The following is a 23,729-nucleotide window of genomic DNA, read 5'->3' as shown; positions in this document are numbered from 1 at the left end:
CTCCGGGCCGGCCTCAAGCGCCGGCCCGGTGTTTTTGTACGAAACGAAACCATCGATGAACGTCCTCGAGTTCTACCAGGAAGCGCTGGAGCAGCGCCATTTCAAGCCCGACGAGGCGCAGCGCCGCGCCGTCGAACGCCTGCAGCAGTGCTACGACGAGTGGGTCGAGTACAAGGCCCAGCGCTCGAACAGCTTCAAGCGCCTGATCAACCGTCCCGACGTGCCGCGCGGCGTCTACATGTGGGGCGGGGTGGGGCGCGGCAAGTCGTTCCTGATGGACTCGTTCTATTCGGTCGTGCCCGTGGTGCGCAAGACGCGCCTGCACTTCCACGAATTCATGCGCGCCGTGCATCTGCAGCTCGACGAGCTGATGGGCATTGCCGATCCGCTCGACGAGGTGGCAAAACGCATTGCCAAGAAATACCGGCTGATCTGTTTCGACGAGTTCCACGTCTCCGACGTGGCCGACGCGATGATCCTGTACAACCTGATGAAGGCGCTGTACGACAACGGCGTGTCGTTCATCATGACGTCGAACTACGAGCCGTCCACCTTGTACCCGGACGGCCTGCACCGCGACCGCATCCTGCCGACCATTGCCCTGCTGAAGGAGAGGATGGACGTGCTGAATGTGGACGCCGGCGTGGACTATCGCGGCCGCGCGCTGGAGCAGGTCAATGCCTACTACACGCCGCTGGGTCCGGTGACGGACGAGAAGCTGCGCGAGGCTTACGCAAAGCTGGTGGTGGGCAAGGACGAAGATCCGCACGTGCACATCGAGAATCGCGAAATCCGCGCGCTGCGCCGCGCCGGCACCGTGATCTGGTTCGATTTCAAGACACTGTGCGGCGGCCCGCGCTCGCAGAACGACTATCTGGAAATCGCCAGCCGCTTCCATACCGTGATATTGTCCGGTGTGCCGATGATGTCGGCCGGGCAGTCGTCCGAAGCGCGCCGCTTCACGTGGCTGATCGACGTGTTTTACGACCAGGGCGTCAAGCTGATCATGTCGGCGGAGGTGGAGCCGGAAGAGCTGTACACGAGCGGCATGCTGGCCAACGAATTCCACCGCACCGTCTCGCGCATCGTCGAGATGCAGTCGCGCGAATACATGGACAAGGCCCAGCGCGGCGCGGCCGCCGCCCTGACCTGACCCCACAAGAAAAACCGCGGAACACCATGGCTTTACAACTGAAAATATCGATGATCGTCCTCACGGCCCTGCTGGCCGGGAGCGCTGTCGCCCAGCAGCTCAATCAGAACGTCCCGCCCGCAGAGACGGTCGAGCAGGCCGATACGCGGCTGGCGCAAGTGAAGGAGGAGCGCGCGGCGGCGGAGCGCGAATTCGCCACGCAGGAAGCGGTCTGCTATACGAAATTCTTCGTCAATAACTGCCTGGACAAGGCAAAGGAGCAACGCCGGCTGCGCCTGAGCGAGCTGCGCGCCATCGAGATCGACGCCAGTCATTTCAAGCGCAAGCATGCCGTCGATGAGCGTGACCGTGAGCTCGAACAGCGTGCCCGCAAGGACGCCGAGGACGCGGCGAAGAACGCGGCGAAGCCGCCGGCGCCCAAGGCCGACCCGGCCGACAAGCCACGCCCGCGACCGCTGGCGAAGACGCCGGCGCAGCGCCAGGCCGAGCATGATGCCCGCGTGCGCGAACGGGCAGCGCAGGAGGCTGCCGGCGCGGGAGAGCGCGCCAGGAAGGTAGAGCAGTTCCAGGCCAAGCAGGCCGAGTCGAAAGAGCGCCAGGAAGAGATCGCCCGCAAGCAGGCCGAGCGCGCTGCCAGGAAGGCGAAGCGGGAAGCCGACGCGGCGGCAAAGGCGGCTGCCGATGCGGAGCGGGCGCGGCGCAAGGCCGAAGCGAAATAGACGTGACAGCGGGGCCGGCGTTGCCGGCCTTTTTTCTGTCGGATCACGCCAATTGGGCCGCGCGGGGGCGTGACGGCAGGGCTGTACGAAGGAGGGCGATCGCGGGCAGCGGATACTCGCTGGTTCAGTGGTCCCGGGCGGCGGGTTCGTGCTCGCGCACCGTGGTGACGGTTTTCACGCGGCGGGTGATTTCGTCGATCAGCGATGCCAGATGTTCGATCCGGCGCCGGTCGGCCAGCGCGCCGCCATGGACGATTTCGTCGCGCAGCCGCAGCGCTTCATTGAGCGTGTCGCCGTCGGCCCGGCAGATCAGCCCGAGATCGTGGAGATGCGCGATGAGGTCGCGGATCGACGCCCGGTTGAAATCGATGCGCAGCTGCGTCAGCTTGGCGCGACCCGTTTCCTCGAACCGCGCCCACCCGGACAGGAATTTCGACGCGGCGAGTACATACCCGTCGCCGCACACGAGCGCGCGGGTGCGCGCCCGCACCAGCACGAGGTAGACGATCGACAGCGTGGACGTGGCAAGACCGATGCCCGCGGTGACGAGGATCGTCACATCCGTCGCGGTCAGGTTCAGCTCCAGGTGGCGCAGGAAATAGCATGCCAGCGCAAGGATGCCGATCAATGCGCCGCACACCGCGTAGACCTGGAAAACCATGCGCAGTCGGGTGCCTTGCTTGCGGCGTTCCGGTCAGGCCAAGTGCCGGTAGGGGTGTGCGCATAAAATGCCCGGCGGCTTCTTTCTCATGCTTACCTGGGTTAAACTATGCACCGGCCAGCAGTTTCGTCGCGGGCCGGGTGTTTCACAGAGGGTCGGTTTGCGATATGGATTGTTGCGAATTGGAAACTTTTCATACGATGGCGCTACGGCGCCCTTTACGGTAGCGTATCCCCATGAAGAACGAAGAAGAGATCCGGCGCCGCATTGTCGAACTGGACGTGGAACATCGTGACCTCGACGCGGTGATCGATATGCTGACGCTCGACGGGCATTGCGACCAGCTGCAACTGCGTCGCCTGAAAAAGCGCAAACTGCAACTGAAAGACTACATCACGCTGCTGAAGATGCAGCTGGTGCCCGACGTACCGGCCTGACGCATTGGCCTGACCCACATGGCCCTGGCGCGATTGCGTCGGGTGCTTACCCTCACAGACTATTTTGACCGATCAAGACCTGACGCCTGCCGCGCCCGAAGAGGGCAGCGGCGAACCTGCCGTTCCCGCCGCGCCACCGGGCAAGTACGACGCTGAAGTGGAGCGCCTGTTCGGCACCGGCGGCCCGCTGGGGCCGGCGGTTGGCGGCTTTCGTCCGCGCAAATCGCAGACCGAGATGGCCAAGGCCATCGCCCAGGCCATTGCCGGGCAGGAGACGCTGATCGCCGAGGCGGGCACCGGCACGGGCAAGACGTTCGCGTATCTCGTCCCGGCGCTGCTGTGGGGCGGCAAGACCATTGTCTCGACGGGGACCAAGAACCTGCAGGACCAGCTGTTCTCGCGCGATATCCCGACCGTGCGCAAGGCGCTGCAGGCGCCCGTTTCGGTGGCGTTGCTGAAGGGCCGCGCCAACTACCTGTGCCACTATCACCTGGAGCGCACGCTGGCGAACGGGCGCATGACGTCGCGCGAGGACGTGGGCTACCTGCGCGAGATTTCGCGCTTCCTGAAGATGACGCAGACGGGCGACAAGGCCGAACTGGCGCGCGTGCCGGAGAATGCACCCGTCTGGAACCTGGTCACGTCCACACGCGAGAACTGCGTCGGCCAGGAATGCCAGTATTACGAAGACTGTTTCGTCATGAAGGCGCGGCGCGAGGCGCAGCAGGCCGACGTGGTCGTCGTCAACCACCACCTGTTCTTTGCCGACGTGGCGCTGAAAGATACGGGCGTGGCCGAGCTGCTGCCGTCCGCCAACACCATCATCTTCGACGAAGCGCACCAGCTGCCGGACACGGCCACGCTGTTCTTTGGCGAAAGCGTGTCGACGTCGCAAGTGCTGGAATTGTGCCGCGACGTGCTGGCCGAAGGCCTGTCGCATGCCCGCGACGGCGCCAACTGGGGGCAGGTCGTGTCGGTGGTCGAAAAGGCGGCACGCGACCTGCGCCTGACGTTCCCGCAGGACATCGTCCGGCTCTCGCTGCCGCAGATCGCGCCGTCGTCGGACTTTTTCCCTGCGCTCGCCAAGCTGAAGGAAGAACTGGACGGCATGCTGGAAGTGCTGGACGGCCAGGCCCAGCGCGCCGAAACGCTGGAACAGTGCCGCGTGCGCGGCGTGGAACTGGCGCAGAAATTCAAGGACTGGCAATACGATCCGAAGGCCAAGGTGCCGGCGGGACAGGAAGCGGTGTACTGGGTCGAGGCGTTCGCCAGCTCCCTGCAGCTGCACAAGACGCCGCTGTCGATCGCGCAGATCTTCAACAACCAGCGCGAAGGCGTGCCGCGCAGCTGGATCTTCACGTCGGCAACGTTGGCCGTCAAAAACGATTTCAAGCATTTTGCCCACCAGCTGGGGCTGTACGACGAACCGGCCAAGTCCTGGCCAAGCCCGTTCAACTACGGCGATCAGGGCATTCTTTACGTCCCCCAGGGGCTGCCCGATCCGAACTCGATGGGCTACACCGATGCCGTACTGGACTGCGCACTGCCGGTGATCGAGGCGGCCGGCGGACGGACGTTCCTGCTGTGTACGACGCTGCGGGCCGTCAAGCGGGCCGCCGAGCGGCTGCGCGACGAGTTCGAGAAACGCGGGCTGAAGTTCCCCCTGTTCGTCCAGGGCGACCGGGGCCGCACGGAACTGCTGGATCAGTTCCGCAAGGCCGGCAACGGCGTGCTGATCGGCAGCCAGAGCTTCTGGGAAGGTGTCGACGTGCGGGGCGAAGCGCTGTCGCTCGTCATCATCGACAAGCTGCCGTTCGCGCCGCCGGACGACCCGGTGCTGGCCGCCCGCATCGAAGTGATGGAAAAAAAGGGCATGAACGGCTTCGTCCACCACACGCTGCCGGAAGCGATCATCAACCTGAAGCAGGGCGCCGGCCGGCTGATCCGCGACGAAGGCGATCGCGGCGTGCTGATGCTGTGCGACCCGCGCGTCATCAGCAAGCCCTACGGCCGCCGCATCTGGCAAAGCCTGCCGCCCTTCAAGCGCACCCGCGAGCAGGCCGAAGTCATCGAGTTCTTCCAGACCGGCGCCGGCAAACCCGCGTAAGCCCGAACGGCACCGCCAGGAAAGAGGGTGACAAAAACCGGTGACAGGCTCCTGTTTTCGAAAAACCGGAGCCTGTCACCGGTTTTTTTGCTTTGTTTGCGCATGATTCGCTCCTGACTGCGCAGTCGGTTGACTGCGCATGCGCCGTTTGCGCCAGCGCAAGGGACACCCCCGGCAAGCTTGTTACAGTGGGCTTGCATGCGTTATTAAAATTACATAAGCAGGGGAGAAACAGGAGAGGATGAGATGACGATCCGCTACGGCTGTTTCTTCAGCTACGCCCACGGCCAGCACGCCTATATGAGCAAGTTCAAGAATGACCTGATCGACGCTCTGCGCTGCTACCTCGAGCCGCACTTCGATACCGAACGGGAGCTCTTTGTCGACAGCGAACAGCTCGGTGGAGGAGACGACCTCGATCGCAAGATCGCGCTTGCGCTGTGCGAAAGCGTCTGCATGATCGTGATCTACACGCCGAAGTACGAAGCCCATGCATACACACGCCGCGAGTTCGCGGCGATGCAGCTGATCGAGGCGGAGCGCCGCACGTGGTATCCGCTGCCCAGCCACTTCACGATTCCCGTGATCATGACGCGCCATCCGCTCAGTCTGCCACTGCAGATCACGGACCGCATGTACGTGGATTTTTCACGCTATACGCTGGCGACCGGCGACCTGAAAACAAATCCGGAGTTCCTGCCGGACATCGACAAGATCGTCCAGCGCATCGTCGCACACTACCACTACCTGAAGTGCAGCATTCCGGCGCATCACCAATGCGGCGACTTCGAGCTGCCGCCCGTACCACCGCCATGGCGCCCCGCGGCGCCGCCCAGTTTTCCCCGTTGACCGCACGTCACTCCTTGCCTACCCGCCCCAGCCCACCCTGAAGGTCCGCTATGGAAACACATCGCCTGTCTCTTCCGCCGCTCGACGAACCTGGAGAAGTCGTCACCTTTCATTCGCACAAGGGCGGCGCGGGGCGTACGATGGCGCTGGCCAACCTCGCCGTCATGCTGGCGCGTGGCAACAACGCGACGGTGCCCACCCTCATGGTGGATTGGGATATGGAGGCGCCGGGCCTGCATCAATTTTTCCGCGCGGGCGGAGAAGGCCCTGGCGTGCTGGAGCTGTTCGAGGCATGCCGCGATCAGCTGCTGCGACGCAGCCGGCTGGCGTCCGCCCACGACGACGAAGCGCTGGCCCAGGCCGTGCTCGATGCCGTCGGCTGGGAGAGTTACATTGTCCGTGTCGACCACAGCCGGCCGCTGTACCTGCTGCGCGCCGGCCGGCTCGATGCCGGTTACACGGAGCGGCTGGCGCGGCTGGACTGGGAGGCGCTGTTCGCCGGCTGTCCGGCGCTGTTCCGCGTTTTTGCCGCCAATCTGGCGCGGCGCTTCCGCTACGTGCTGGTCGATTCGCGCGCGGGCCGCACCGATACGGCGGGCATCTGCACCACGCTGCTGCCCACCAGGCTGGTGCTCGTATTCACGCCGAACCGGCAGCACCTGGAGGGACTGGAAGCGCTGGTCCAGCGCGCGACCGCCTGGCGCCGCAGTCACGAGGAAGAGCAGCGGCCGTTGCTGATCTACCCGCTGCCTTCGCGCATCGAGATGGACGATCCGATCGGGCGCGCGCTGTGGCGCCGGGGCGATACGGAACGTGGCATTCCCGGCTACCAGCCGCTGTTCGAGCGCCTGCTCGCCCAGGCATACGGGCATTCGCGCATGTCGCTGGAAAGCTATTTCGACGAAGTGCAGGTGCAGCAATCGCGCAGCCTGGCCGCCGGCGAACATCTGCCCGTCCGCGACCACGACGACGACCGCTTTTCCGTCGCCCGCACATTCGAGGCATTCCTGGGCTGGTTCGCGGGCGGTCACTGTCCGTGGCAGTCGCGCGAGGAAATCCCACTGCTGACGAACGTGCGGGCGGCCAGGGCGGCGATGGAGCAGGGCGGCGTGCGCGGCGTGGCGTTACCGCTGGCGCGCGACCTGGCCCGGCTCGCCGCCCTGTACCGTGGCGAAGGGCACGTGGGGCGAGCCGCCGCCTGCGCGGAAGAAAGCCTGGCGCTGTACGTGCTGATGCTGGGCGACGAACATGCCGATACGCTGGACAGCAAGGCGCTGCTGGCCGAAGTACTGTTCGAGCAGGGCAAGTTCGACGAAGCACGCCTGCAGCAGGAGGCCGTGCTGGAAGCACGCGAACGCATGCTGGGTGCGGGGGCGCCTGCCACCCTGGAGGCATCCACGGCGCTGGCCGCGACGCTGGCACAACTGGGCCAGTTCCCGGAGGCGCTGGCGCTCCAGGATGTCGTCATCGATTCGCATGAAAGGCTGCTGGGCAGCGAACACCTGGCAACGGTGGAAAGCCTGGCTGTGCGGGCCGACATCCTCGTCCACGCCGAGGACCTGGAGCAGGCCTGCAATCTGCTGGAGCACGTCATGCGGCTGCGCACCCGGCTGCTGGGCGCGGAGCATGCGGACACGATCCGCACCCGCACGGCGCTGGCGCAGGCGCGCAGCCGCATGGCGGAGCCGGCGCTGCGCGAGCGCCATGGGCGCCACCAGGTCGTCAGCGCCGAGCAGTCGCGCGCGGGATACCGGCGTGTTCCACGCAGCCGGACGGACCGTGGCGAGCTGGCGGAAGACGGCGAACTGTCGGAACCGCGCATCGGGATGCGCTAAGCGTCGCACCGCGCCGCTTTTTTTGGCAGGCAAACGTGCCCGCATGCGCTGGTGTCGCGTTGCTTCAGGTAAAATTCTTCGTATGAGAATCCTGATCAGTAACGACGACGGCTACCTGGCGCCGGGCATCAATGCGCTGGCCGATGCGCTGGGCCGGATCGCGGATATTGTCGTGGTGGCACCCGACAGCAACCGCTCCGGCGCTTCCAATTCGCTGTCGCTGGACCGGCCGCTGTCGGTGCAGCAGGCTGCCAATGGTTTCTATTTTGTAAACGGTACGCCGACGGACTGCGTCCATATCGCGCTGACCGGATTGCTGTCGGAGCCGCCCGACCTGGTCGTCTCCGGCATCAATCACGGCCCGAACATGGGCGACGACACGCTGTACTCCGGCACCGTAGCCGCCGCCACGGAAGGTTACCTGTTCGGCATTCCCGCCATTGCCTTCTCGCAGGGGACCTATGGCTGGAGCCATATCGAGGATGCCGCCAGGGCCGCGTGCGATATCGTGCAGCGCTATGCCGACGCGCTGCAGAAGCCTTATCTGCTGAACGTCAATATTCCCAACCTGCCGTACGACGCGCTGGGCGCGCCCGTACCGACTCGGCTCGGTCGGCGCCACCAGGCCGAGCCGGTCATCAAGGCGCTGGACCCGCGTGGCCGCGAAATCTTCTGGATCGGCCCTCCCGGCGCCTGCAAGGACGCGGGCGAGGGTACCGACTTTCACGCCGTCGCGCAGGGGCGCATCTCGATGACGCCATTGCAGATCGACCTGACCCACAAGCAGCAACTCGACCTCCTGGCAAAGGCCCTCGCATGAGCGACAAGCCCCGCACCTTTCCGTTGCCGCTGTCGTCCGTGACGGACAAGGGGCCGAAAAAGCAGACCGTGTTCTCGCCCGTCGCAACACCGCAAACGGCCACGCGCAACGCCGCGCACAATGCCGTCTACAACACGGCGCCGCCCAAGCTGCGCCATGCGCAGCCGACGCTGGTGCCGGCACGGCCGCATGCCGAGCGGACCGCGCCGCCGGCCCGCCGCGGCCACATGCACTGGTGTCGGATGCCGTGCGCCGTGCAATGGTGGCGCGGGTGGCGAAGCAGGGCGTGCACGACCCCGTCGTGCTGGCCGCGCTGGACACGGTGCCGCGCCACATGTTCATGGAGGAAGGACTGGCGGCCCAGGCGTATATCGACGCCTCGCTGCCGATCGGCCACCAGCAGACGATTTCGCAGCCGTATATGGTGGCGCGCATGATCGAAGTGATGCGTAATGGCGCCAACCTTGCGCGGGTGCTGGAAATCGGCACGGGTTGCGGCTACCAGGCAGCGGTGCTGGCCTGCATCGCGCAAGAGGTCTACTCCATTGAGCGCATCAGGCCGCTGCACGAGCTGGCAAAGTCGAATCTGCGCCCGCTGCGGGTGGCAAATCTGCGGTTGCATTACGGAGATGGTATGCTTGGGCTGCCCCAGGCAGCGCCGTTCGACGGCATCATCCTCGCTGCAGCCGGCTTGCAGGTCCCGCAGGCGCTGCTGGAGCAGCTGGCGATTGGCGGGCGGCTGGTGGCGCCGATCGGTGAGCGTACCCAGCATCTCGAGCTGGTGACGCGCACGGGCAAGGCCGACTGGACGCGCCAGACGCTGGAGCACTGTCACTTCGTGCCGCTGCGCTCCGGCGTTGTTTGATTTGTAAATAATGTAACCGTCAGCGCGGACGCCAACGCGCAAGTCATCGGCCAGCGCTCCGGCCGCGTTATCGGTGAGATGTCAGCATGGCATGGCCGGTATGAGAAAATGCGGGCAAATTGCGCGCGAATGCGGGAGAAGTGCCGGGGCAGGCGCCTGTTTGGGTTGGCCCGAAACAGCTGCCTTTCCCGACGTCAAAAAGGCGGGTCTGCAGGCCCGCCGTCTGTGTCGCCGACGTGCAGGCCGATCTGCGGCATGCCACAGCAGCCACACCCAGCCTGCCGGGATGACCGCGGCGCCGCATGAAATTGTCCGCCTGGGATCCGCACCGGTCCCGGGCGAAGTCACAGCCTGCCGGGTTGCGGCGGTGCCATGGCGCGCGCGAATGCAGCGCGCAGCACTGTCGCCGTCCGGCGGGGTAGAGAATGAACCATTACAAAATCAGATGAGTATGACGAAGAAAAGTTCCTTGTTGTTGTTGCTGCCGCTCGCGGTGCTGAGCGCCTGTACGTCGACGCCGAATCAGGCGCCCGTGGTGGAACGTCCGATCGTGCGCCGCCCGCACACGCCACCTGCTGCACCCGTGCAGGAGCAGAAGGATCGGGAGGGCTATTACACCGTCCGCAAGGGCGACACGTTGCTGCGTATCGCGCTGGATCATGGCCAGAACTACCGCGATCTCGTGACCTGGAATAACCTGGCCAATCCGAACGACATCAAGGTCGACCAGGTGCTGCGCGTGGCGCCGCCGGAAGACGCGCCGGGCGTGCGCACCGCCGCCGTCGTGATGCCGCCGGAGACGAAGATCACGACGCCACCGCCGCCGAAAAAGACGGAGCCGAAGGGCGACAAGAAGCCGTACACGGAAGGCACGCTGGGCGATCTGCAGAAAGTCGATAAGGATGGCGACGGCAAGCCCGACGCGCCGGCAACGAAGCCGGCGCAGGTGGCCAGCATCAAGCCGTCGGCCCCCGCCGCGGCCTCGACGCTGAGCGCGGAAGACCGCGAAGTCGCCTGGACGTGGCCGTCCGACGGCAAGGTCGTGGCGGGCTTCGACGAAGGCAAGAACAAGGGTATCGATATCGCCGGCCGGCCAGGTCAGCAGGTGCTTGCGGCAGGTGCAGGAAAGGTGATGTATGCCGGCAGCGGCATCCGCGGATATGGTAATCTGGTCATCGTGAAGCACAGTAACGGTCTGCTGTCCGCGTATGCCCACAACCGCGCCATCCTTGTCAAGGAGGGCCAGACGGTCAACCGGGGCCAGGCCATCGCCGAGATGGGGGATTCCGATTCCGACAGTGTCAAGCTGCACTTTGAAATAAGGCAGCAGGGCAAGCCGGTGGATCCGTCCAAATTCCTGCCTAACCGCTAGGGACCGCCATGACAAGCTCGCCGCACGATCAGCTGGAAGAAGACTCGCTACCGATTGATTTCCCGGCAGAGCAGATCGACGGCGACGATGGCGATGGACTGGACGGCGCCAATACTGTCGCCGAAGCGGTGACGGTCCTCGAGACCGTCGACGAACTGAAGAAGGTGCTGGCCGCCGAGCTGTCCACCGACACAACCCAGCATTACCTGAACCAGATCGGTACGCGGCCGTTGCTGACGGCCCAGCAGGAAGTGCACTACGCCACCCTGGCGAAGGCCGGCGACTTTGCGGCCCGCCAGAAAATGATCGAGCACAACCTGCGGCTCGTCGTCTCCATCGCCAAGCACTACATCAACCGGGGCGTGGTCCTGCTCGATATGATTGAGGAGGGCAATATCGGGCTGATGCGTGCCATCGACAAGTTCGAGCCCGAGCGCGGCTTCCGCTTTTCCACGTACGCCACCTGGTGGATCCGCCAGAGCATCGAACGCGCCATCATGAACCAGGCCCGCACGGTGCGCCTGCCGGTCCATATGGTGCGCGAGCTGAACCAGATCCTGCGCGGCAAATACCACCTGGAAGCGCAGCACCACAACGGCAAGGACGCCACCGCCGAGGATATCGCCGAGCTTGTCGGCCGTCCCGTCGAGGATGTTCAGGACATCCTGGCCATGTCCGAGCATGCCACGTCGCTCGATGCGCCACTGGACAACGATCCGCAGTCGTCGCTGATGGACATGCTGCCCGGCGATGCCGAGGATGGTCCCGACGCCAGGGCCGAACACCACGAAATGACGCAGCTGGTGCGCGACTGGCTGACCAGGCTGCCGGACAAGCAGCGCATCGTCATCATGCGCCGGTTCGGCCTTGACAACGACGACCCCGCAACGCTGGAAACACTGGCCGAGGAAATGGGCGTCACCCGCGAGCGCGTGCGGCAAATCCAGCAGGAAGCGCTCGTCAAGCTGAAGCGGGCGATGGCGGCACGCGGCGTCGTGCGCGACTCGCTGCTCTAGCCGCGCCAACGCCACCTCCGCTGTCTGGGCCACGGGCCTGCCGGCCCCGCCGGCAGGTGATCCGCGCCCGCTTCTCTGCTATCATATCGGCCTTCCGATTCAGCCTTTCCATCGCCCGCTACCTCCCGGGCGCCAAGGCGATAGCCAACCGACTGCTACTCATGCAAGACAACATCATCGATATCAAATCGCTCGACATGGACGCGCGTGGCGTCGGCCATATGCAGGACAACGAGGACGGCACGCCGGGCAAGGTGGTGTTTGTCGAAGGGGCGCTGCCCGGCGAACGGGTCAGCTTCGAGACGTTCCGCAAGAAGAAGAACTGGGAAGCGGCGCGCATGACGGCGCTGCACCGCGAATCGTCGATGCGGGTGCAGCCGAAGTGCGTGCACTTCGACTACTGCGGCGGCTGCTCGATGCAGCACCTGGAGCCGTCCGCGCAGGTGGCCATCAAGCAGCGTGTGCTGGAAGACAATCTGTGGCACCTGTCGAAGGTGAAGCCCGAGCTGATGATGCGGCCGATGTACGGCCCCACGTGGGGCTATCGCTACCGCGCGCGGCTGTCGGCGCGCTTTGTCGCCAAGAAGGGCACGGTGCTGGTGGGCTTCCACGAGAAGAAGTCCGTGTACGTGGCCGATATCCAGAGCTGCCAGATCCTGCCAAAGCACGTGTCGGACATGATGATGCCGCTGCGCGCGCTGATCGGCTCGCTCTCGATCTTCGACAAGGTGCCGCAGATCGAGCTGGCCATCGGCGAAGACCTGACGGTGCTCGTCATGCGCAATATGGAACCGTTGACGGCGGATGACGAAACCAAGGTCAAGGCATTCGCCGACCAGTACGATATCCAGTGGTGGCTGCAGCCGAAAGGGCCGGACACGGCCTACCCGTTCTACCCGCTGGACAAGGAGCTGCACTACCTGCTGCCCGAGTTCAATGTGCGGATGCCGTTCAAGCCCGTCGACTTCACGCAGGTGAACCACCATATCAACCGCGTGCTGGTGCACAAGGCGTTGCGCCTGCTGGACGTGCAGCCGGACGACCGCGTCGCCGACCTGTTCTGCGGCCTGGGCAACTTTACGCTGCCGCTGGCGACGCAGGCGCGCGAAGTCGTCGGCATCGAGGGCAGCACGGCGCTGACGGAGCGCGCCCTGGCTAACGCCAGGGTCAACGGCCTGGACGCGAAAACGTCGTTCTCGACCCGCAACCTGTTCGAAGTAACGAAAGACGACCTGATCGCGCTGGGCAAGTTCGACCGCATGCTGATCGACCCGCCGCGCGACGGCGCGATGGCGCTGTCGCTGGCGTTGGCCGAGCTGAAGGAGACGCATCCGGAGCTGCTGCCGAAGCGCATCGTCTACGTTTCGTGCAGCCCGTCCACGCTGGCGCGCGATGCCGGCGTCCTCGTTCACCGCGCCGGCTACGCGCTGCGCCAGGCGGGTGTGGTCAATATGTTCCCGCACACGTCGCACGTGGAATCGATGGCGGTCTTCGACCTCATCTGATAAGACCCGGGGTGGGGTTCGACATTCGGACAAACTGTCATGTCGGACCTGATCCCCGGCTTCGAACCTTTCCTCGCTTGCGCTGCGCCGCCAGCAAAACCGCGCCGCCAAGCAGCAGCGCAGCCATGGGCGGCTCGGGCACCGGCGTCACGCTGCGCGTCACCGCGGACCATGCCTGGAAGTACAGGGACACCGCCTGCCGCTGCGCGGTCCCGTTGGCGAACGCCAGCATGAAATCATCCTCGATTGCCATCCGCGCCGGCCAGTCGGCATAACTGAGGCTCTGGCGCGCCAGCTGCGTGTATGTGTGGCCGCTTGCACCGACGATGCTGACGGTCGTCAGCCCCACCGTATCGTAGTCCCGCACCTCATCCGTCCGATACGCCAGGCTCGACAGGTGGCCGCCGATCGTCAGCACGCTGTGCGGTTCCAGCAGCACGCGCACTTCTTCGCTGCCGGAAGCGGTGCCATAGCCAAATTCGCCGAGCGCCGCGGTACCGAAGGCGCGTGACGTTACGTGGCCCAGTGTGCCGTCCGTGGCTGCCGAGCTGGCGCTGTCGCTGAGCACAAGCGCAACGCTGGCGGGCACGTCCGGCCCGGGATAGCCGACCGAGTAGTGGTCCGAGCTGGCGCCGTACAGGGTGGCGGAGAGTGCCGGCGTGATGCCCGAGATGCTGAAGCCGGCAGCGACGCCGTCATCCGGCGTCAGGTCGAGCGCGCCCAGCCGCACGCCGGTAATCGCAGCGGAGGCGAATCCGTCCGCCATGGCGGGGGAGGCGACCAGCAGCATCGCAAACAGGGCAGCCGCAAGGCGGCAGGGCAGCGGACAGGTCATGGCGTCCTCACTCTGGATTAACTGATCGGCGGGTGTGGCTACCGAATCGTAGGCGTCAGCGCACAGGGCTGCTTATGCCCGATCAGGCGATCAAACGGAACTCCTGCACGCCTCGGCTGTCACCCAAGGATGCAAAACCAGGGACGTTGCATGCCTCGGCAGGCAAAAAAAAGCCGGCCCAAGGCCGGCTTCCGATGACGCAACTCAAGCTTACTCGCGGCTGCCGCTCGAGAAGCCCAGCAGTTGCAGCAGGCTGGTGAAGATGTTGTACACGTCCAGGTACACAGCCAGCGTGGCGCTGATGTAGTTGGTTTCGCCGCCGTTGGCGATGCGCTGCACGTCGTACAGCAGGAAGGCGGAGAAGATGCCGATTGCCAGCACGGAGATCGTCAGCGTCAGGGCGGGAATCTGGAAGAAGATATTCGCCAGCGATGCCAGGATGATCACGACCAGACCGGCCATGGCCCATTTGCCAACTGCCGAGAAGTCGCGCTTCGAGACGGTGGCGATGCTTGCCAGTACGCCGAACACGGCCGCCGTGCCGCCGAAGGCCAGCATGATCAGGGTGCCGCCGTTGCTGTAGCCCAGCGTGCGCTGCAGCAGAGGTGTCAGCATCAGGCCCATGAAGAACGTGAAGCCGAGCAGCAGAGCCACGCCGACGCCGCTGTTCTTGTTTTTCTCGATGGCCCAGATGAAGCCGAAGGCAACGCCCAGGAACAGCAGGGCGCCCATGAAGCCGCGCGGCATCGGCACGCCGAAGGACACGCCGATGGCGGCGCCCAGCACGGTCGGAATCATCGACAGTGCCAGCAGCCAGTATGTGTTGCGCAACACCGTGTTGCGGGCGACCTGCCGGCCCGCGGACAGGTCATACGTCTTTTGTAGCTTGTGTTCCATATTGCACTCCTTGTTGGATCGGTACGGTGTACCCTTGCCAAAGCATAGCATGCGCGGTTGCCCGTGATGCCGGGAAAAGGGCTTGCGCCCGCCGGAATGGTCTGAACCTGGTCATCCGGAGGATTCGTCCGCTGCCGACGCGCCGCCGTGCTTCCCGGCCGGCCAACGCGCCATGACGATCCTCCTGGGCTGCCACGCGGATTTCACCGCTCGGTCCGAAGCGCCGTACTTCAGCGCTTGTCGTGCCATCTTCCGCCCCTATATGCATAGTATATGGGGTGTTGTATGGTAAAATCAAAGGTTGATTCAGAAATCAATTCCGTTTTAAACCTTTCTTTTTATTGGAGTTTTTCATAATGGCAATCGAACGCACCCTGTCGATCATCAAACCAGACGCAGTCGCGAAGAACGTTATCGGCCAGATCTACAGCCGTTTCGAAGGCGCTGGCCTGAAGATCGTGGCTGCCCGCATGACGCAACTGTCGCGCGCCGAAGCCGAAGGCTTCTACGCCGTGCACGCTGCCCGCCCATTCTTCAAGGACCTGGTCGACTTCATGGTTTCCGGCCCTGTCATGATCACGGTCCTGGAAGGCGAGAACGCCATCGCCGCACATCGCGACCTGATGGGCGCCACCGATCCGAAGAAAGCTGAAAAAGGCACGATCCGCGCCGATTTCGCCGACTCGATCGACGCCAACGCCGTTCACGGTTCGGACGCTGCCGAAACCGCCGCTGTGGAAATCGCTTACTACTTCCCAGCACTGAACGTGTACTCCCGTTAATTCGCTCCTGCGATAACGGTGCAATGCGGACACGGCCATGCCGGCGTCTGCTGTAAAGTTGTAGCGCTTGCCGCCCCGGACACTGTCCGGGGTGCGGGCGTTTTGAAATGGTAATTGAACAGGCTTATGGAAACGACGCTCACCAATCTGCTGGACCTGGATCCCGCGCAACTGATCGACTACTGTGCTCAGTTGGGTGAGAAGCCGTTCCGCGCCAAACAGCTGCAACGCTGGATCCACCAGTTCGGTGCATCCGACTTCGACAGCATGACGGACCTCGCCAAGTCGCTGCGCGAGAAGCTGAAAACGCGCGCCCACATCACGGCGCCGGCCGTCATCAGCGACCACACGTCCACCGACGGCACCCGCAAGTGGCTGGTCGACGTCGGCAACGGCAATGCCGTGGAAACCGTGTTCATCCCGGAAGAGAACCGCGGCACGCTGTGCATCTCCACGCAGGCCGGCTGCGCCGTCAACTGCCGCTTCTGCTCGACGGGCAAGCAGGGCTTCAACCGCAACCTGACGGTGGCCGAAATCATCGGCCAGCTGTGGATGGCCGAGTTCGAGCTGCGCAAGACCAAGGGCATCGAGCCTGGCCCGAAAGGCGAGCGCCAGATCACCAACGTCGTCATGATGGGCATGGGCGAGCCGCTGCTGAACTACGAGCCGACGGCAACCGCGCTGAAGCTGATGCTGGACGATAACGCGTATGGCCTGTCGCGCCGCCGCGTCACCCTGTCCACGTCCGGCGTCGTGCCGATGATCGACAAGCTGGCGCAGGACGTTCCCGTCGCGCTGGCCGTCTCGCTGCACGCGTCCAACGACGAGCTGCGCAATGGCCTCGTCCCACTGAACAAGAAATACCCGCTGGCGGAACTGCTGGCGGCCTGCAAGCGCTATCTGGAATTCGCGCCGCGCGATTTCATTACGTTCGAGTACTGCATGCTGGACGGTTTCAACGATACCGACGAGCACGCACGCGAACTGGTGGCGCTGGTGAACGACCCGAAAACGGGCATCAACTGCAAATTCAACCTGATTCCGTTCAATCCCTTCCCGGAGTCGGGCCTGACACGCTCGAAAAATCCGCGCATCAAGGCGTTTGCCGAGGTCCTGATGCAGGCGGGCATCGTCACGACGATCCGCAAGACGCGCGGCGACGACATCGACGCCGCCTGCGGCCAGCTGGCCGGCGAGGTCAAGGACCGCACCCGCGTGCAGGAGCGCATGGAGAAGATGACGGAATACCAGCAGAAGTTCGGTGCCAACTTCGGCAAGATTGTGGAGATCCGTTCCTGATGGTGCAACTGGCCCAGCGCACTCCGGCCTGTCTGGCAGCCTTCGGCATGGCCGGGCTGCTGGCGGCGTGCGCGGGCAGCGGATCGGGTGACGCGGGCGGCGGAGGCAAGGCCGAGCTGCCCACGCTGTCCGACACCACGGCCGCGCAGAAGCGCGCGCAGATCCGCATGCAGCTGGCCGTCGGCTACTACGAGCAGGGCCAGCTGCCGGTGGCGCTGGACGAAATCAAGAAGGCGATTACCGCCGATCCCGCGTACGCCGAGGCGTGGGGGGTGCGGGCGCTGATCTACATGGCGATGGGCGAGACGGCGCTGGCCGACGCCAATTTCCGCCATGCGCTGGGGCTGGCGCCGGGCAATCCGGACATTGCCAACAACTACGGTTCCTTCCTGTGCCAGAACGGCCGGGTCGCCGAATCGTTCCGGTATTTCGATACCGCGCTGGCCAGCCGGCAGTATGCTTCGCCTGCCAAGGCACTGAACAATGCGGGCAATTGCGCGCTGAAGTCGAAAGATATCGGCACGGCCGAGAAGTATCTGCTGCAGGCGCTGCAGCTGACGCCGGACCAGCCGTCCACCAATGCGAACCTGGCACGGGTTTATTATGAGCGCCGTGACTATGCGCGCGCGAATTTATTCATCACCCGGCTGGGCAAGCTTGCCAGGACAGACAGCCTGCCGGCCGATGTATTGTGGCTGGCGATCAAGGTGCAGCATAAGCTGGGCGACGTGGACGCGGAGCAGGGTTGGGTGACGCCATTGCGCCGCCACCATGCCGCCTCGCCCGAGTATGCTGCGTATCAACGAGGGGCGTTCGATGAGTGAGACAGGGATAACAATGGATTCAGAATGGCAGGAGCAGCCTAAAAACCAGCAGGCCCAGGCGCCCGGAGCACAGCTGGCGGCACAACGGGAGGCGATGGGCCTCTCGATCGACCAGATCGCGGACCAGCTGAAACTGGCCCCGCGCCAGGTGGTGGCCATCGAGCAGGGCGATTACGCGTCGCTGCCGAACATGGCCGTCACGCGCGGCTTCATCCGCGCCTATGCCAAGGTGGTGCGGCTCGACCCGGCGCCGCTGGTGGCCCAGATCGAAGTGACGCCTACCGTGGCCCCGACCGTCGACCACGGCACGGTGCGCCGCGAGAAGATTTCCACCACGTTCAGCGAATCGCGTTTCCCGTCGATGACGGAGAGCCGCGCGAAACCGAAACGCTGGATCGTTGGCGGCGCCGTCGTGCTGGTCCTTGTCGCGGCCGCTGCCGCGTGGCAGTCCGGCATCGTCTCGACCGACATATTCCACCGCTCGGCCGGCACGGAAACAGCGGCCGTGCCGTCGCAGCCGGGCACGGAAACAACGGCGCTGCCGGCACCGAACGTGCCGCTGGTGCAGCCGACCATGCCAACGGGTACCCCTGCCGCCGAGGCGACGCCGCCGGCACCCGTGCCCGCGGCAACGGAGCCGCCCGCAACGGCGGCCGCGACCACGCCGGCACCTGCCGCCCAGCCGCCCGTCGCTGCGACGCCTGCGCCTGGTGCGACGCCCGCCGCGCCTGCAGCGCCTGCCGAGGCGGGCAACGCCCTGGTGCTGACGGTCACGCAGGATTCGTGGATCGAGGTCAAGCGCCCCGGCGCGAAGTCGCTGATTTCCCGCCTGGTCAAGGCAGGCAGCACTGAGACGGTCGAGATCGACCGCCAGTCCACCCTGGTCGTCGGCAATCCGGACGGCGTGCGCGCCACGTTGCGCGGCCAGCCGCTGGCTCTGCCGAAAATCCCGAACGGCACGATTTCGCGCGTGCCCGTCAAGTGATCAGTTAAGTTAATAGCATGAGCATGTCTTCCCTGAATATCCCGGCCGCGCCCGCGCAGGCCATTCCGTCCGGCCCGACGCCGCGGCGCGCCAGCCATGGCGTGCTGGTGGCGCATGGCGACCGCAAGGTCTGGGTCGGCGGCGACAACCCCGTTGTCGTCCAGTCGATGACGAATACCGACACGGCCGATGCCGTCGGCACGGCCATCCAGATCAAGGAGCTGGCCCGCGCCGGCTCAGAACTGGTGCGCCTGACGGTGGACCGGCCGGAAGCTGCGGCCGCCGTGCCGTACATCCGCGAACAGCTCGACAGGATGGGCATCGACGTGCCGCTGGTGGGCGACTTCCACTACAACGGCCACACGCTGCTGACGGAATATCCCGACTGCGCCGCCGCGCTGTCGAAGTACCGCATCAATCCGGGCAACGTGGGCAAGGGCGCCAAGCGCGACACGCAGTTCGCCCAGATGATCGAAGTGGCGATCCGTCACGACAAGCCGGTGCGCATCGGCGTCAACTGGGGCTCGCTGGACCAGGCGCTGCTGGCCCGCATCATGGATGAAAACGCGGCGCGTGCGCAGCCCTGGAGCGCGCAGGCCGTCATGTACGAAGCGCTGATCACGTCGGCCATCGAGAACGCCGTGCGCGCCGAGGAAATCGGCTTGTCGAAGGACAAGATCATCCTGTCCTGCAAGGTCTCCGGCGTGCAGGACCTGATCGCCGTCTACCGCGAACTGGCAAAGCGCTGCCACTACCCGCTGCACCTGGGCCTGACGGAAGCGGGCATGGGCAGCAAGGGCATCGTTGCCTCGACGGCCGCGCTGTCCGTGCTGTTGCAGGAAGGCATCGGCGACACGATCCGCATTTCGCTGACGCCGGAACCGGGCGGGGACCGCACCAAGGAAGTCGTGGTCGGCCAGGAAATCCTGCAGACAATGGGCCTGCGCAAGTTCGCGCCGATGGTCATCGCCTGCCCGGGTTGCGGGCGCACGACGTCGACCACGTTCCAGGAGCTGGCGGACGACATCCAGACGTTCCTGCGCGAGCAGATGCCGGAATGGAAAAAGTCGCATCCGGGTGTCGAGGCGATGAACGTGGCCGTGATGGGCTGCATCGTCAACGGTCCGGGCGAATCGAAGCACGCCAATATCGGCATCAGCCTGCCCGGCACGGGCGAATCGCCGGCCGCGCCGGTGTTCGTCGACGGCCAGAAGGTCGCCACCCTGCGCGGCGAGACGATCGTGCAGGATTTCCAGCGCATCGTGCTCGATTACGTACAGAAGAACTACTCACCAGTTACAGCTTAAGAAATCAAATGTCCGATAACAAGAAACCTGAAAAGATCCTGGGTGAAACCGGGGTTTCGCGCGGCATGCCGCGCGCCGGCTGAACGGTTCCGGCTTGCAAGCCGGAACTCCCAGAGACACTCTGACCAAGTATCAAGAGAATTTAACGAGAATTGCTAATGTCCGAAAACAAGAAACCTGAAAAGATCGTCGGAATCAAGGGGATGAACGACATCCTGCCGGCCGACGCCCACCTGTGGGAGATTTTCGAGAACACGGCGCAGTCGATCCTGCAAAGCTACGGCTACCAGAACATCCGCACGCCGGTCGTCGAGGAGACGCGCCTGTTCGCACGCGCCATCGGCGCCGTGACCGACATCGTCGAGAAGGAGATGTATTCCTTTACCGATTCGATGAACGGCGACCAGCTGACGCTCCGCCCCGAAGGCACCGCCGGCGTCGTGCGCGCCGTGCTGGAACACAACCTGACGTACGAAGGCCCGAAGCGCCTGTGGTACAAGGGCCAGATGTTCCGCCACGAGCGTCCGCAGCGCGGCCGCTATCGCCAGTTCCACCAGTTCGGCGCGGAAGCCGTGGGCTTTGCCGGTCCGGACATCGACGCGGAACTGATCATGCTGTGCCGCCGCCTGTGGGACGACCTGGGCCTGCAGAACATCCGCCTGGAACTGAACTCGATCGGCGACGCGGAAGAGCGCGCGCGCCACCGCGTCGACCTGATCGCATACCTGGAAAAGCATGAGGACATCCTGGATGCGGAGGCCAAGCGCCGCCTGCACTCTAACCCGCTGCGCATCCTGGATACGAAGAACCCGGCCATGCAGGAAATGGTCAATGGTGCACCGAAGCTGCTGGATTACCTGGGCGACGCATCGCGCGCCCATTTCGACGGCCTGCGCAAGATCCTCGACCGCAACAACGTGCCGTATATCGTCAACACGCGCCTCGTGCGCGGCATCGACTACTACAACCGCACCGTGTTCGAATGGGTGACGGACGAACTGGGCGCGCAGGGCACCGTCTGTGCCGGCGGCCGCTACGACCCGCTGATCGAAATGTTCGGAGGCAAGCCGACGCCGGGTGTCGGCTTCGCGATGGGCATCGAGCGCCTGATCGAACTGATGAAGTCCGCCGGCGAGACGGCCGCGCCGAACCAGTGCGACGTCTACCTGGTGCACCAGGGCGAGGAAGCGCAGATGCAGGCATTCATCCTGGGCGAACGCCTGCGCGACGCGGGCCTGGACGTGATGCTGCACTGTGCGACGCCTGCCGGCGCCGGCAGCTTCAAGAGCCAGATGAAGAAGGCCGACGGCAGCGGCGCCGCCTTTGCCGTCATCATCGGCGACGATGAAGTGGCCAACAACACGGCCAACGTCAAGGCGCTGCGCGGCGAAGAGGGCGAGCAGCAGCAGGCCACCGTTCCGTTCGACGACGTGGTGGACCACATCGTCGACCTGGTCGTCGGCGACCATGGTCACGACCACGTGCACTACCACCATTAACCCATCTGATTGAGAAGCATCCATGGCATACGATCTCGAAGAACAAGAACAACTGGCCACCCTGAAGGCCTGGTGGGCAAAGTACGGCAACGTGGCGACGTGGGTCGTCATCGCGGGCCTGGCGGCTTATTCCGGCTGGACCTACTGGAACTACCACCAGCGCACCCAGTCGACCCAGGCGTCGGCGCTGTACGACGAACTGCGTAACGCCGCCGAGAAGGACAACGCGAAAGTGCAGCGCGCTGCCGCCGACCTGGAAAGCCGCTTCGGCAGCACCGTGTACGCCCAGATGGGCGCCCTGACGGCAGCCAAGAGCGCGTTCGAAGCGAAGGACAACAAGACCGCCAAGGCGCAGCTGCAGTGGGTGATCGACCATGGCACGGACGAATACAAGGCGATGGCGAAAGTGCGCCTGGCCGGCGTGCTGCTGGACGAGAAGGCGTACGACGCGGCGCTGAAGGCGCTGGACGGCGACGTTCCCGCGGCATTCGCCGCGAGCGTCAACGACCGCAAGGGCGACATCCTGGCCGCGCAGCAGAAGCTGGCCGAAGCCCGCACGGCATACCAGGCCGCGCTCGACAAGACGGACAAGAAAAGCCCGGCGCGCCAGCTGATCGAACTGAAATTCGAAGCCGTCGGCGGCGTAGTGCCGGAAGAGAAACCCGCAGCGTAATACGTAACACCAAGAGGTACCGCGCCCCGAGCGCTTTGCCAGAAGCCCCACAGTAAGAGGAGCAAGTAAAAACTTATGCGTATCACCGGAAAAGTAATCGGCGTGAGCCTGCTGGCAGTGACAGCCGGCTGCGGTACACTGGGTTCGCTGAACCCGTTCAAGGAAAAAGACAAGAACCCGCCGGCCAAGCTGGTCGACCTGAAATCGCCGATCCCGGCGCGCATCGTCTGGAAGCACTCGACCGGCAAGGCGGGTCTGTACGTGTTCGCGCCGGCGCTGGCCGATAACAGCCTGTTCGTGGCCGATGCCGACGGCAACGTCGAGCGCCTGGACGCGGCCACCGGCAAGCCGCAGTGGCGCGTCAAGGCGGGCACGAACCTGACGGCCGGCGTGGGCTCGAACGGCAAGGTCGTCGCCGTGGGCGGCACCAAGGGCCAGGTCGTGGCGTTCGATGGCGCCACCGGCAGCCGGCTGTGGAAGGTGCAGGCGTCGTCGGAAGTGCTGTCGGCACCGGCCGTCAGCGACGAGCTGGTGATCGTGCGCAGCATGGACAACAAGATCACGGCGTACGACAGCAAGACGGGCGAGCGCAAATGGTTCATCCAGCGCACCACGCCGCCGCTGACATTGCGTAACGCGCCGGGCCTCGTCGTCGCGGCGCCGAACGTCTACATCGCGCAGCCGGCCGGGCGCCTGCTGGCGCTGGCGCTGTCGAACGGCGTGCCGCGCTTCGAGGTGCCCGTGGCCGAGCCGCGCGGCGCCACGGAGCTGGAACGCGTGTCCGACATCGGCGGCAATCCCGTCGTGCTGGGCAGCGATATCTGCGCCGTCACGTACCAGGGCAAGGTCGGCTGCTTCGACCTGCAGACGGGCGTGCCGCGCTGGACCAAGGAAACCTCGTCGGATGTCGGCGTGGCCGTCGACCAGCGCTTCGTATTCGTCGCGGACGACAAGGGCCACGTGGCCGCCTACGGCCGCGATGGCGGCGCCAGCGCGTGGAAGAACGACACGCTGTCGAACCGCGTGCTGTCCACGCCGGTGTCGTACGGCCGCGTCGTGGCCGTCGGCGACTACCAGGGCTACGTGCACCTGCTGTCGCGCGAGGACGGCGCCATGCTGGGCCGCGTGCAGATCGACAGCAGCGCCATCAAGGCGGCGCCGCTGGTGTCGGGCTCGAACATGGTCTTCCAGACCCAGAACGGCACCGTGGCTGCCGTCGCGGTCGAATAAGTAACGAAGGTGGCCGCAAGGGGCGGCCATCCCGCAGTATTTTAAAAACCAAGCAGTAT

21 protein-coding genes and 1 pseudogene are annotated in these 23,729 nt (G+C 64.9%); 19 read left to right on the top strand and 3 right to left on the bottom strand.

Annotation, left to right across the window (positions count from 1 at the left end):
• Positions 1-55 precede the first annotated feature (55 nt).
• Both zapE and E1742_RS08315 read left to right on the top strand, forming a co-directional pair.
• Positions 56-1,153 carry a cell division protein ZapE gene (gene zapE, locus E1742_RS08320; protein ID WP_134384444.1) on the top strand — a complete coding sequence of 366 codons (1,098 nt, stop codon included), beginning with the start codon at positions 56-58 and terminating at the stop codon, positions 1,151-1,153.
• A gap of 26 nt (positions 1,154-1,179) precedes the next feature.
• Positions 1,180-1,872 (top strand): hypothetical protein, encoded by a 693-nt coding sequence (locus E1742_RS08315; RefSeq protein WP_134384443.1) that lies wholly within the window; start codon positions 1,180-1,182, stop codon positions 1,870-1,872.
• Positions 1,873-1,996: 124 nt separating this feature from the next.
• On the opposite strand, the gene E1742_RS08310 is transcribed toward E1742_RS08315, so the two are convergent.
• Positions 1,997-2,533, bottom strand: coding sequence for a hypothetical protein (locus E1742_RS08310; protein WP_134384442.1), 537 nt, complete (start codon positions 2,531-2,533; stop codon positions 1,997-1,999).
• 236 nt (positions 2,534-2,769) lie between these two features.
• On the opposite strand from E1742_RS08310, the gene E1742_RS08305 reads away from it, so the two are divergent.
• From E1742_RS08305 to rlmD, 9 genes and pseudogenes are all read left to right on the top strand, one after another.
• Positions 2,770-2,970: a YdcH family protein gene (locus E1742_RS08305; RefSeq protein ID WP_134384441.1), complete on the top strand. Its 201-nt coding sequence runs from the start codon at positions 2,770-2,772 to the stop codon at positions 2,968-2,970.
• A 64-nt stretch (positions 2,971-3,034) separates the two neighbouring features.
• On the top strand, positions 3,035-5,077 hold the full coding sequence (gene yoaA, locus E1742_RS08300) for a DNA repair helicase YoaA (protein WP_134384440.1): 2,043 nt from the start codon (positions 3,035-3,037) through the stop codon (positions 5,075-5,077).
• A gap of 246 nt (positions 5,078-5,323) precedes the next feature.
• Positions 5,324-5,926, top strand: coding sequence for a toll/interleukin-1 receptor domain-containing protein (locus E1742_RS08295; protein WP_134384439.1), 603 nt, complete (start codon positions 5,324-5,326; stop codon positions 5,924-5,926).
• A 50-nt stretch (positions 5,927-5,976) separates the two neighbouring features.
• The gene (locus E1742_RS08290; RefSeq protein ID WP_134384438.1) at positions 5,977-7,761 is read left to right on the top strand and encodes a KGGVGR-motif variant AAA ATPase; all 1,785 of its coding nucleotides are present in this window, start codon (positions 5,977-5,979) and stop codon (positions 7,759-7,761) included.
• A gap of 82 nt (positions 7,762-7,843) precedes the next feature.
• On the top strand, positions 7,844-8,581 hold the full coding sequence (gene surE, locus E1742_RS08285; protein ID WP_134384437.1) for a 5'/3'-nucleotidase SurE: 738 nt from the start codon (positions 7,844-7,846) through the stop codon (positions 8,579-8,581).
• Positions 8,578-9,446, top strand: a pseudogene (locus E1742_RS08280) (protein-L-isoaspartate(D-aspartate) O-methyltransferase). The gene surE and the pseudogene E1742_RS08280 overlap by 4 nt, the downstream one beginning before the upstream one ends.
• 451 nt (positions 9,447-9,897) lie before the next feature.
• Positions 9,898-10,818, top strand: a complete 921-nt coding sequence (locus tag E1742_RS08275) for a peptidoglycan DD-metalloendopeptidase family protein (protein ID WP_134384436.1) — start codon at positions 9,898-9,900, stop codon at positions 10,816-10,818.
• Positions 10,819-10,826: 8 nt separating this feature from the next.
• On the top strand, positions 10,827-11,834 hold the full coding sequence (gene rpoS, locus E1742_RS08270) for an RNA polymerase sigma factor RpoS (RefSeq protein ID WP_134384435.1): 1,008 nt from the start codon (positions 10,827-10,829) through the stop codon (positions 11,832-11,834).
• A gap of 161 nt (positions 11,835-11,995) precedes the next feature.
• Positions 11,996-13,339: a 23S rRNA (uracil(1939)-C(5))-methyltransferase RlmD gene (gene rlmD / locus E1742_RS08265; protein WP_134384434.1), complete on the top strand. Its 1,344-nt coding sequence runs from the start codon at positions 11,996-11,998 to the stop codon at positions 13,337-13,339.
• Positions 13,340-13,376: 37 nt separating this feature from the next.
• Here the strand turns inward: rlmD and E1742_RS08260 are convergent, their stop codons facing one another.
• Positions 13,377-14,174 (bottom strand): hypothetical protein, encoded by a 798-nt coding sequence (locus E1742_RS08260; RefSeq protein ID WP_134384433.1) that lies wholly within the window; start codon positions 14,172-14,174, stop codon positions 13,377-13,379.
• 210 nt (positions 14,175-14,384) lie between these two features.
• Positions 14,385-15,071, bottom strand: coding sequence for a Bax inhibitor-1/YccA family protein (locus E1742_RS08255; protein WP_134384432.1), 687 nt, complete (start codon positions 15,069-15,071; stop codon positions 14,385-14,387).
• A 356-nt stretch (positions 15,072-15,427) separates the two neighbouring features.
• Between E1742_RS08255 and ndk the strand changes: the two genes are divergently transcribed.
• From ndk to bamB, 8 genes are all read left to right on the top strand, one after another.
• A complete protein-coding gene (gene ndk, locus E1742_RS08250; RefSeq protein WP_130188234.1) occupies positions 15,428-15,853 on the top strand; it encodes a nucleoside-diphosphate kinase in 426 nt (141 codons plus the stop codon).
• 126 nt (positions 15,854-15,979) lie between these two features.
• The gene (rlmN, locus tag E1742_RS08245) at positions 15,980-17,152 is read left to right on the top strand and encodes a dual-specificity RNA methyltransferase RlmN (protein WP_134384431.1); all 1,173 of its coding nucleotides are present in this window, start codon (positions 15,980-15,982) and stop codon (positions 17,150-17,152) included.
• Complete coding sequence (gene pilW / locus E1742_RS08240; protein WP_134384430.1) at positions 17,152-17,976, top strand: type IV pilus biogenesis/stability protein PilW; 825 nt, start codon at positions 17,152-17,154, stop codon at positions 17,974-17,976. Before rlmN ends, pilW begins: the two co-directional genes overlap by 1 nt.
• A gap of 13 nt (positions 17,977-17,989) precedes the next feature.
• The gene (locus E1742_RS08235; protein ID WP_134384429.1) at positions 17,990-18,961 is read left to right on the top strand and encodes a RodZ domain-containing protein; all 972 of its coding nucleotides are present in this window, start codon (positions 17,990-17,992) and stop codon (positions 18,959-18,961) included.
• A gap of 23 nt (positions 18,962-18,984) precedes the next feature.
• Complete coding sequence (gene ispG, locus E1742_RS08230; RefSeq protein ID WP_134388088.1) at positions 18,985-20,268, top strand: flavodoxin-dependent (E)-4-hydroxy-3-methylbut-2-enyl-diphosphate synthase; 1,284 nt, start codon at positions 18,985-18,987, stop codon at positions 20,266-20,268.
• A 158-nt stretch (positions 20,269-20,426) separates the two neighbouring features.
• The gene (gene hisS, locus E1742_RS08225) at positions 20,427-21,767 is read left to right on the top strand and encodes a histidine--tRNA ligase (RefSeq protein WP_134384428.1); all 1,341 of its coding nucleotides are present in this window, start codon (positions 20,427-20,429) and stop codon (positions 21,765-21,767) included.
• A 22-nt stretch (positions 21,768-21,789) separates the two neighbouring features.
• Complete coding sequence (locus tag E1742_RS08220) at positions 21,790-22,440, top strand: YfgM family protein (RefSeq protein WP_134384427.1); 651 nt, start codon at positions 21,790-21,792, stop codon at positions 22,438-22,440.
• A gap of 75 nt (positions 22,441-22,515) precedes the next feature.
• Complete coding sequence (gene bamB, locus E1742_RS08215) at positions 22,516-23,670, top strand: outer membrane protein assembly factor BamB (protein ID WP_134384426.1); 1,155 nt, start codon at positions 22,516-22,518, stop codon at positions 23,668-23,670.
• The last annotated feature ends 59 nt before the right edge of the window (positions 23,671-23,729 follow it).

Origin of the sequence: Pseudoduganella plicata (assembly GCF_004421005.1) — a bacterium.
Classification (GTDB): Bacteria; Pseudomonadota; Gammaproteobacteria; order Burkholderiales; family Burkholderiaceae_D; genus Rugamonas; species Rugamonas plicata.
The sequence above is the reverse complement of the archived record's forward strand: the minus strand, read 5'-3'. Positions and strand labels throughout refer to the sequence as shown.

Excerpts from the sequence above, each read along its gene's own strand:
- zapE (WP_134384444.1), top strand. The coding sequence starts at position 56 with ATGAACGTCCTCGAGTTCTACCAGGAAGCGCTGGAGCAGCGCCATTTC.
- E1742_RS08315 (WP_134384443.1), top strand. The coding sequence starts at position 1,180 with ATGGCTTTACAACTGAAAATATCGATGATCGTCCTCACGGCCCTGCTG.
- E1742_RS08310 (WP_134384442.1), bottom strand. The coding sequence starts at position 2,533 with ATGGTTTTCCAGGTCTACGCGGTGTGCGGCGCATTGATCGGCATCCTT.
- E1742_RS08305 (WP_134384441.1), top strand. The coding sequence starts at position 2,770 with ATGAAGAACGAAGAAGAGATCCGGCGCCGCATTGTCGAACTGGACGTG.
- E1742_RS08295 (WP_134384439.1), top strand. The coding sequence starts at position 5,324 with ATGACGATCCGCTACGGCTGTTTCTTCAGCTACGCCCACGGCCAGCAC.
- E1742_RS08290 (WP_134384438.1), top strand. The coding sequence starts at position 5,977 with ATGGAAACACATCGCCTGTCTCTTCCGCCGCTCGACGAACCTGGAGAA.
- surE (WP_134384437.1), top strand. The coding sequence starts at position 7,844 with ATGAGAATCCTGATCAGTAACGACGACGGCTACCTGGCGCCGGGCATC.
- E1742_RS08275 (WP_134384436.1), top strand. The coding sequence starts at position 9,898 with ATGACGAAGAAAAGTTCCTTGTTGTTGTTGCTGCCGCTCGCGGTGCTG.
- rpoS (WP_134384435.1), top strand. The coding sequence starts at position 10,827 with ATGACAAGCTCGCCGCACGATCAGCTGGAAGAAGACTCGCTACCGATT.
- rlmD (WP_134384434.1), top strand. The coding sequence starts at position 11,996 with ATGCAAGACAACATCATCGATATCAAATCGCTCGACATGGACGCGCGT.
- E1742_RS08260 (WP_134384433.1), bottom strand. The coding sequence starts at position 14,174 with ATGACCTGTCCGCTGCCCTGCCGCCTTGCGGCTGCCCTGTTTGCGATG.
- E1742_RS08255 (WP_134384432.1), bottom strand. The coding sequence starts at position 15,071 with ATGGAACACAAGCTACAAAAGACGTATGACCTGTCCGCGGGCCGGCAG.
- ndk (WP_130188234.1), top strand. The coding sequence starts at position 15,428 with ATGGCAATCGAACGCACCCTGTCGATCATCAAACCAGACGCAGTCGCG.
- rlmN (WP_134384431.1), top strand. The coding sequence starts at position 15,980 with ATGGAAACGACGCTCACCAATCTGCTGGACCTGGATCCCGCGCAACTG.
- pilW (WP_134384430.1), top strand. The coding sequence starts at position 17,152 with ATGGTGCAACTGGCCCAGCGCACTCCGGCCTGTCTGGCAGCCTTCGGC.
- E1742_RS08235 (WP_134384429.1), top strand. The coding sequence starts at position 17,990 with ATGGATTCAGAATGGCAGGAGCAGCCTAAAAACCAGCAGGCCCAGGCG.
- ispG (WP_134388088.1), top strand. The coding sequence starts at position 18,985 with ATGTCTTCCCTGAATATCCCGGCCGCGCCCGCGCAGGCCATTCCGTCC.
- hisS (WP_134384428.1), top strand. The coding sequence starts at position 20,427 with ATGTCCGAAAACAAGAAACCTGAAAAGATCGTCGGAATCAAGGGGATG.
- E1742_RS08220 (WP_134384427.1), top strand. The coding sequence starts at position 21,790 with ATGGCATACGATCTCGAAGAACAAGAACAACTGGCCACCCTGAAGGCC.
- bamB (WP_134384426.1), top strand. The coding sequence starts at position 22,516 with ATGCGTATCACCGGAAAAGTAATCGGCGTGAGCCTGCTGGCAGTGACA.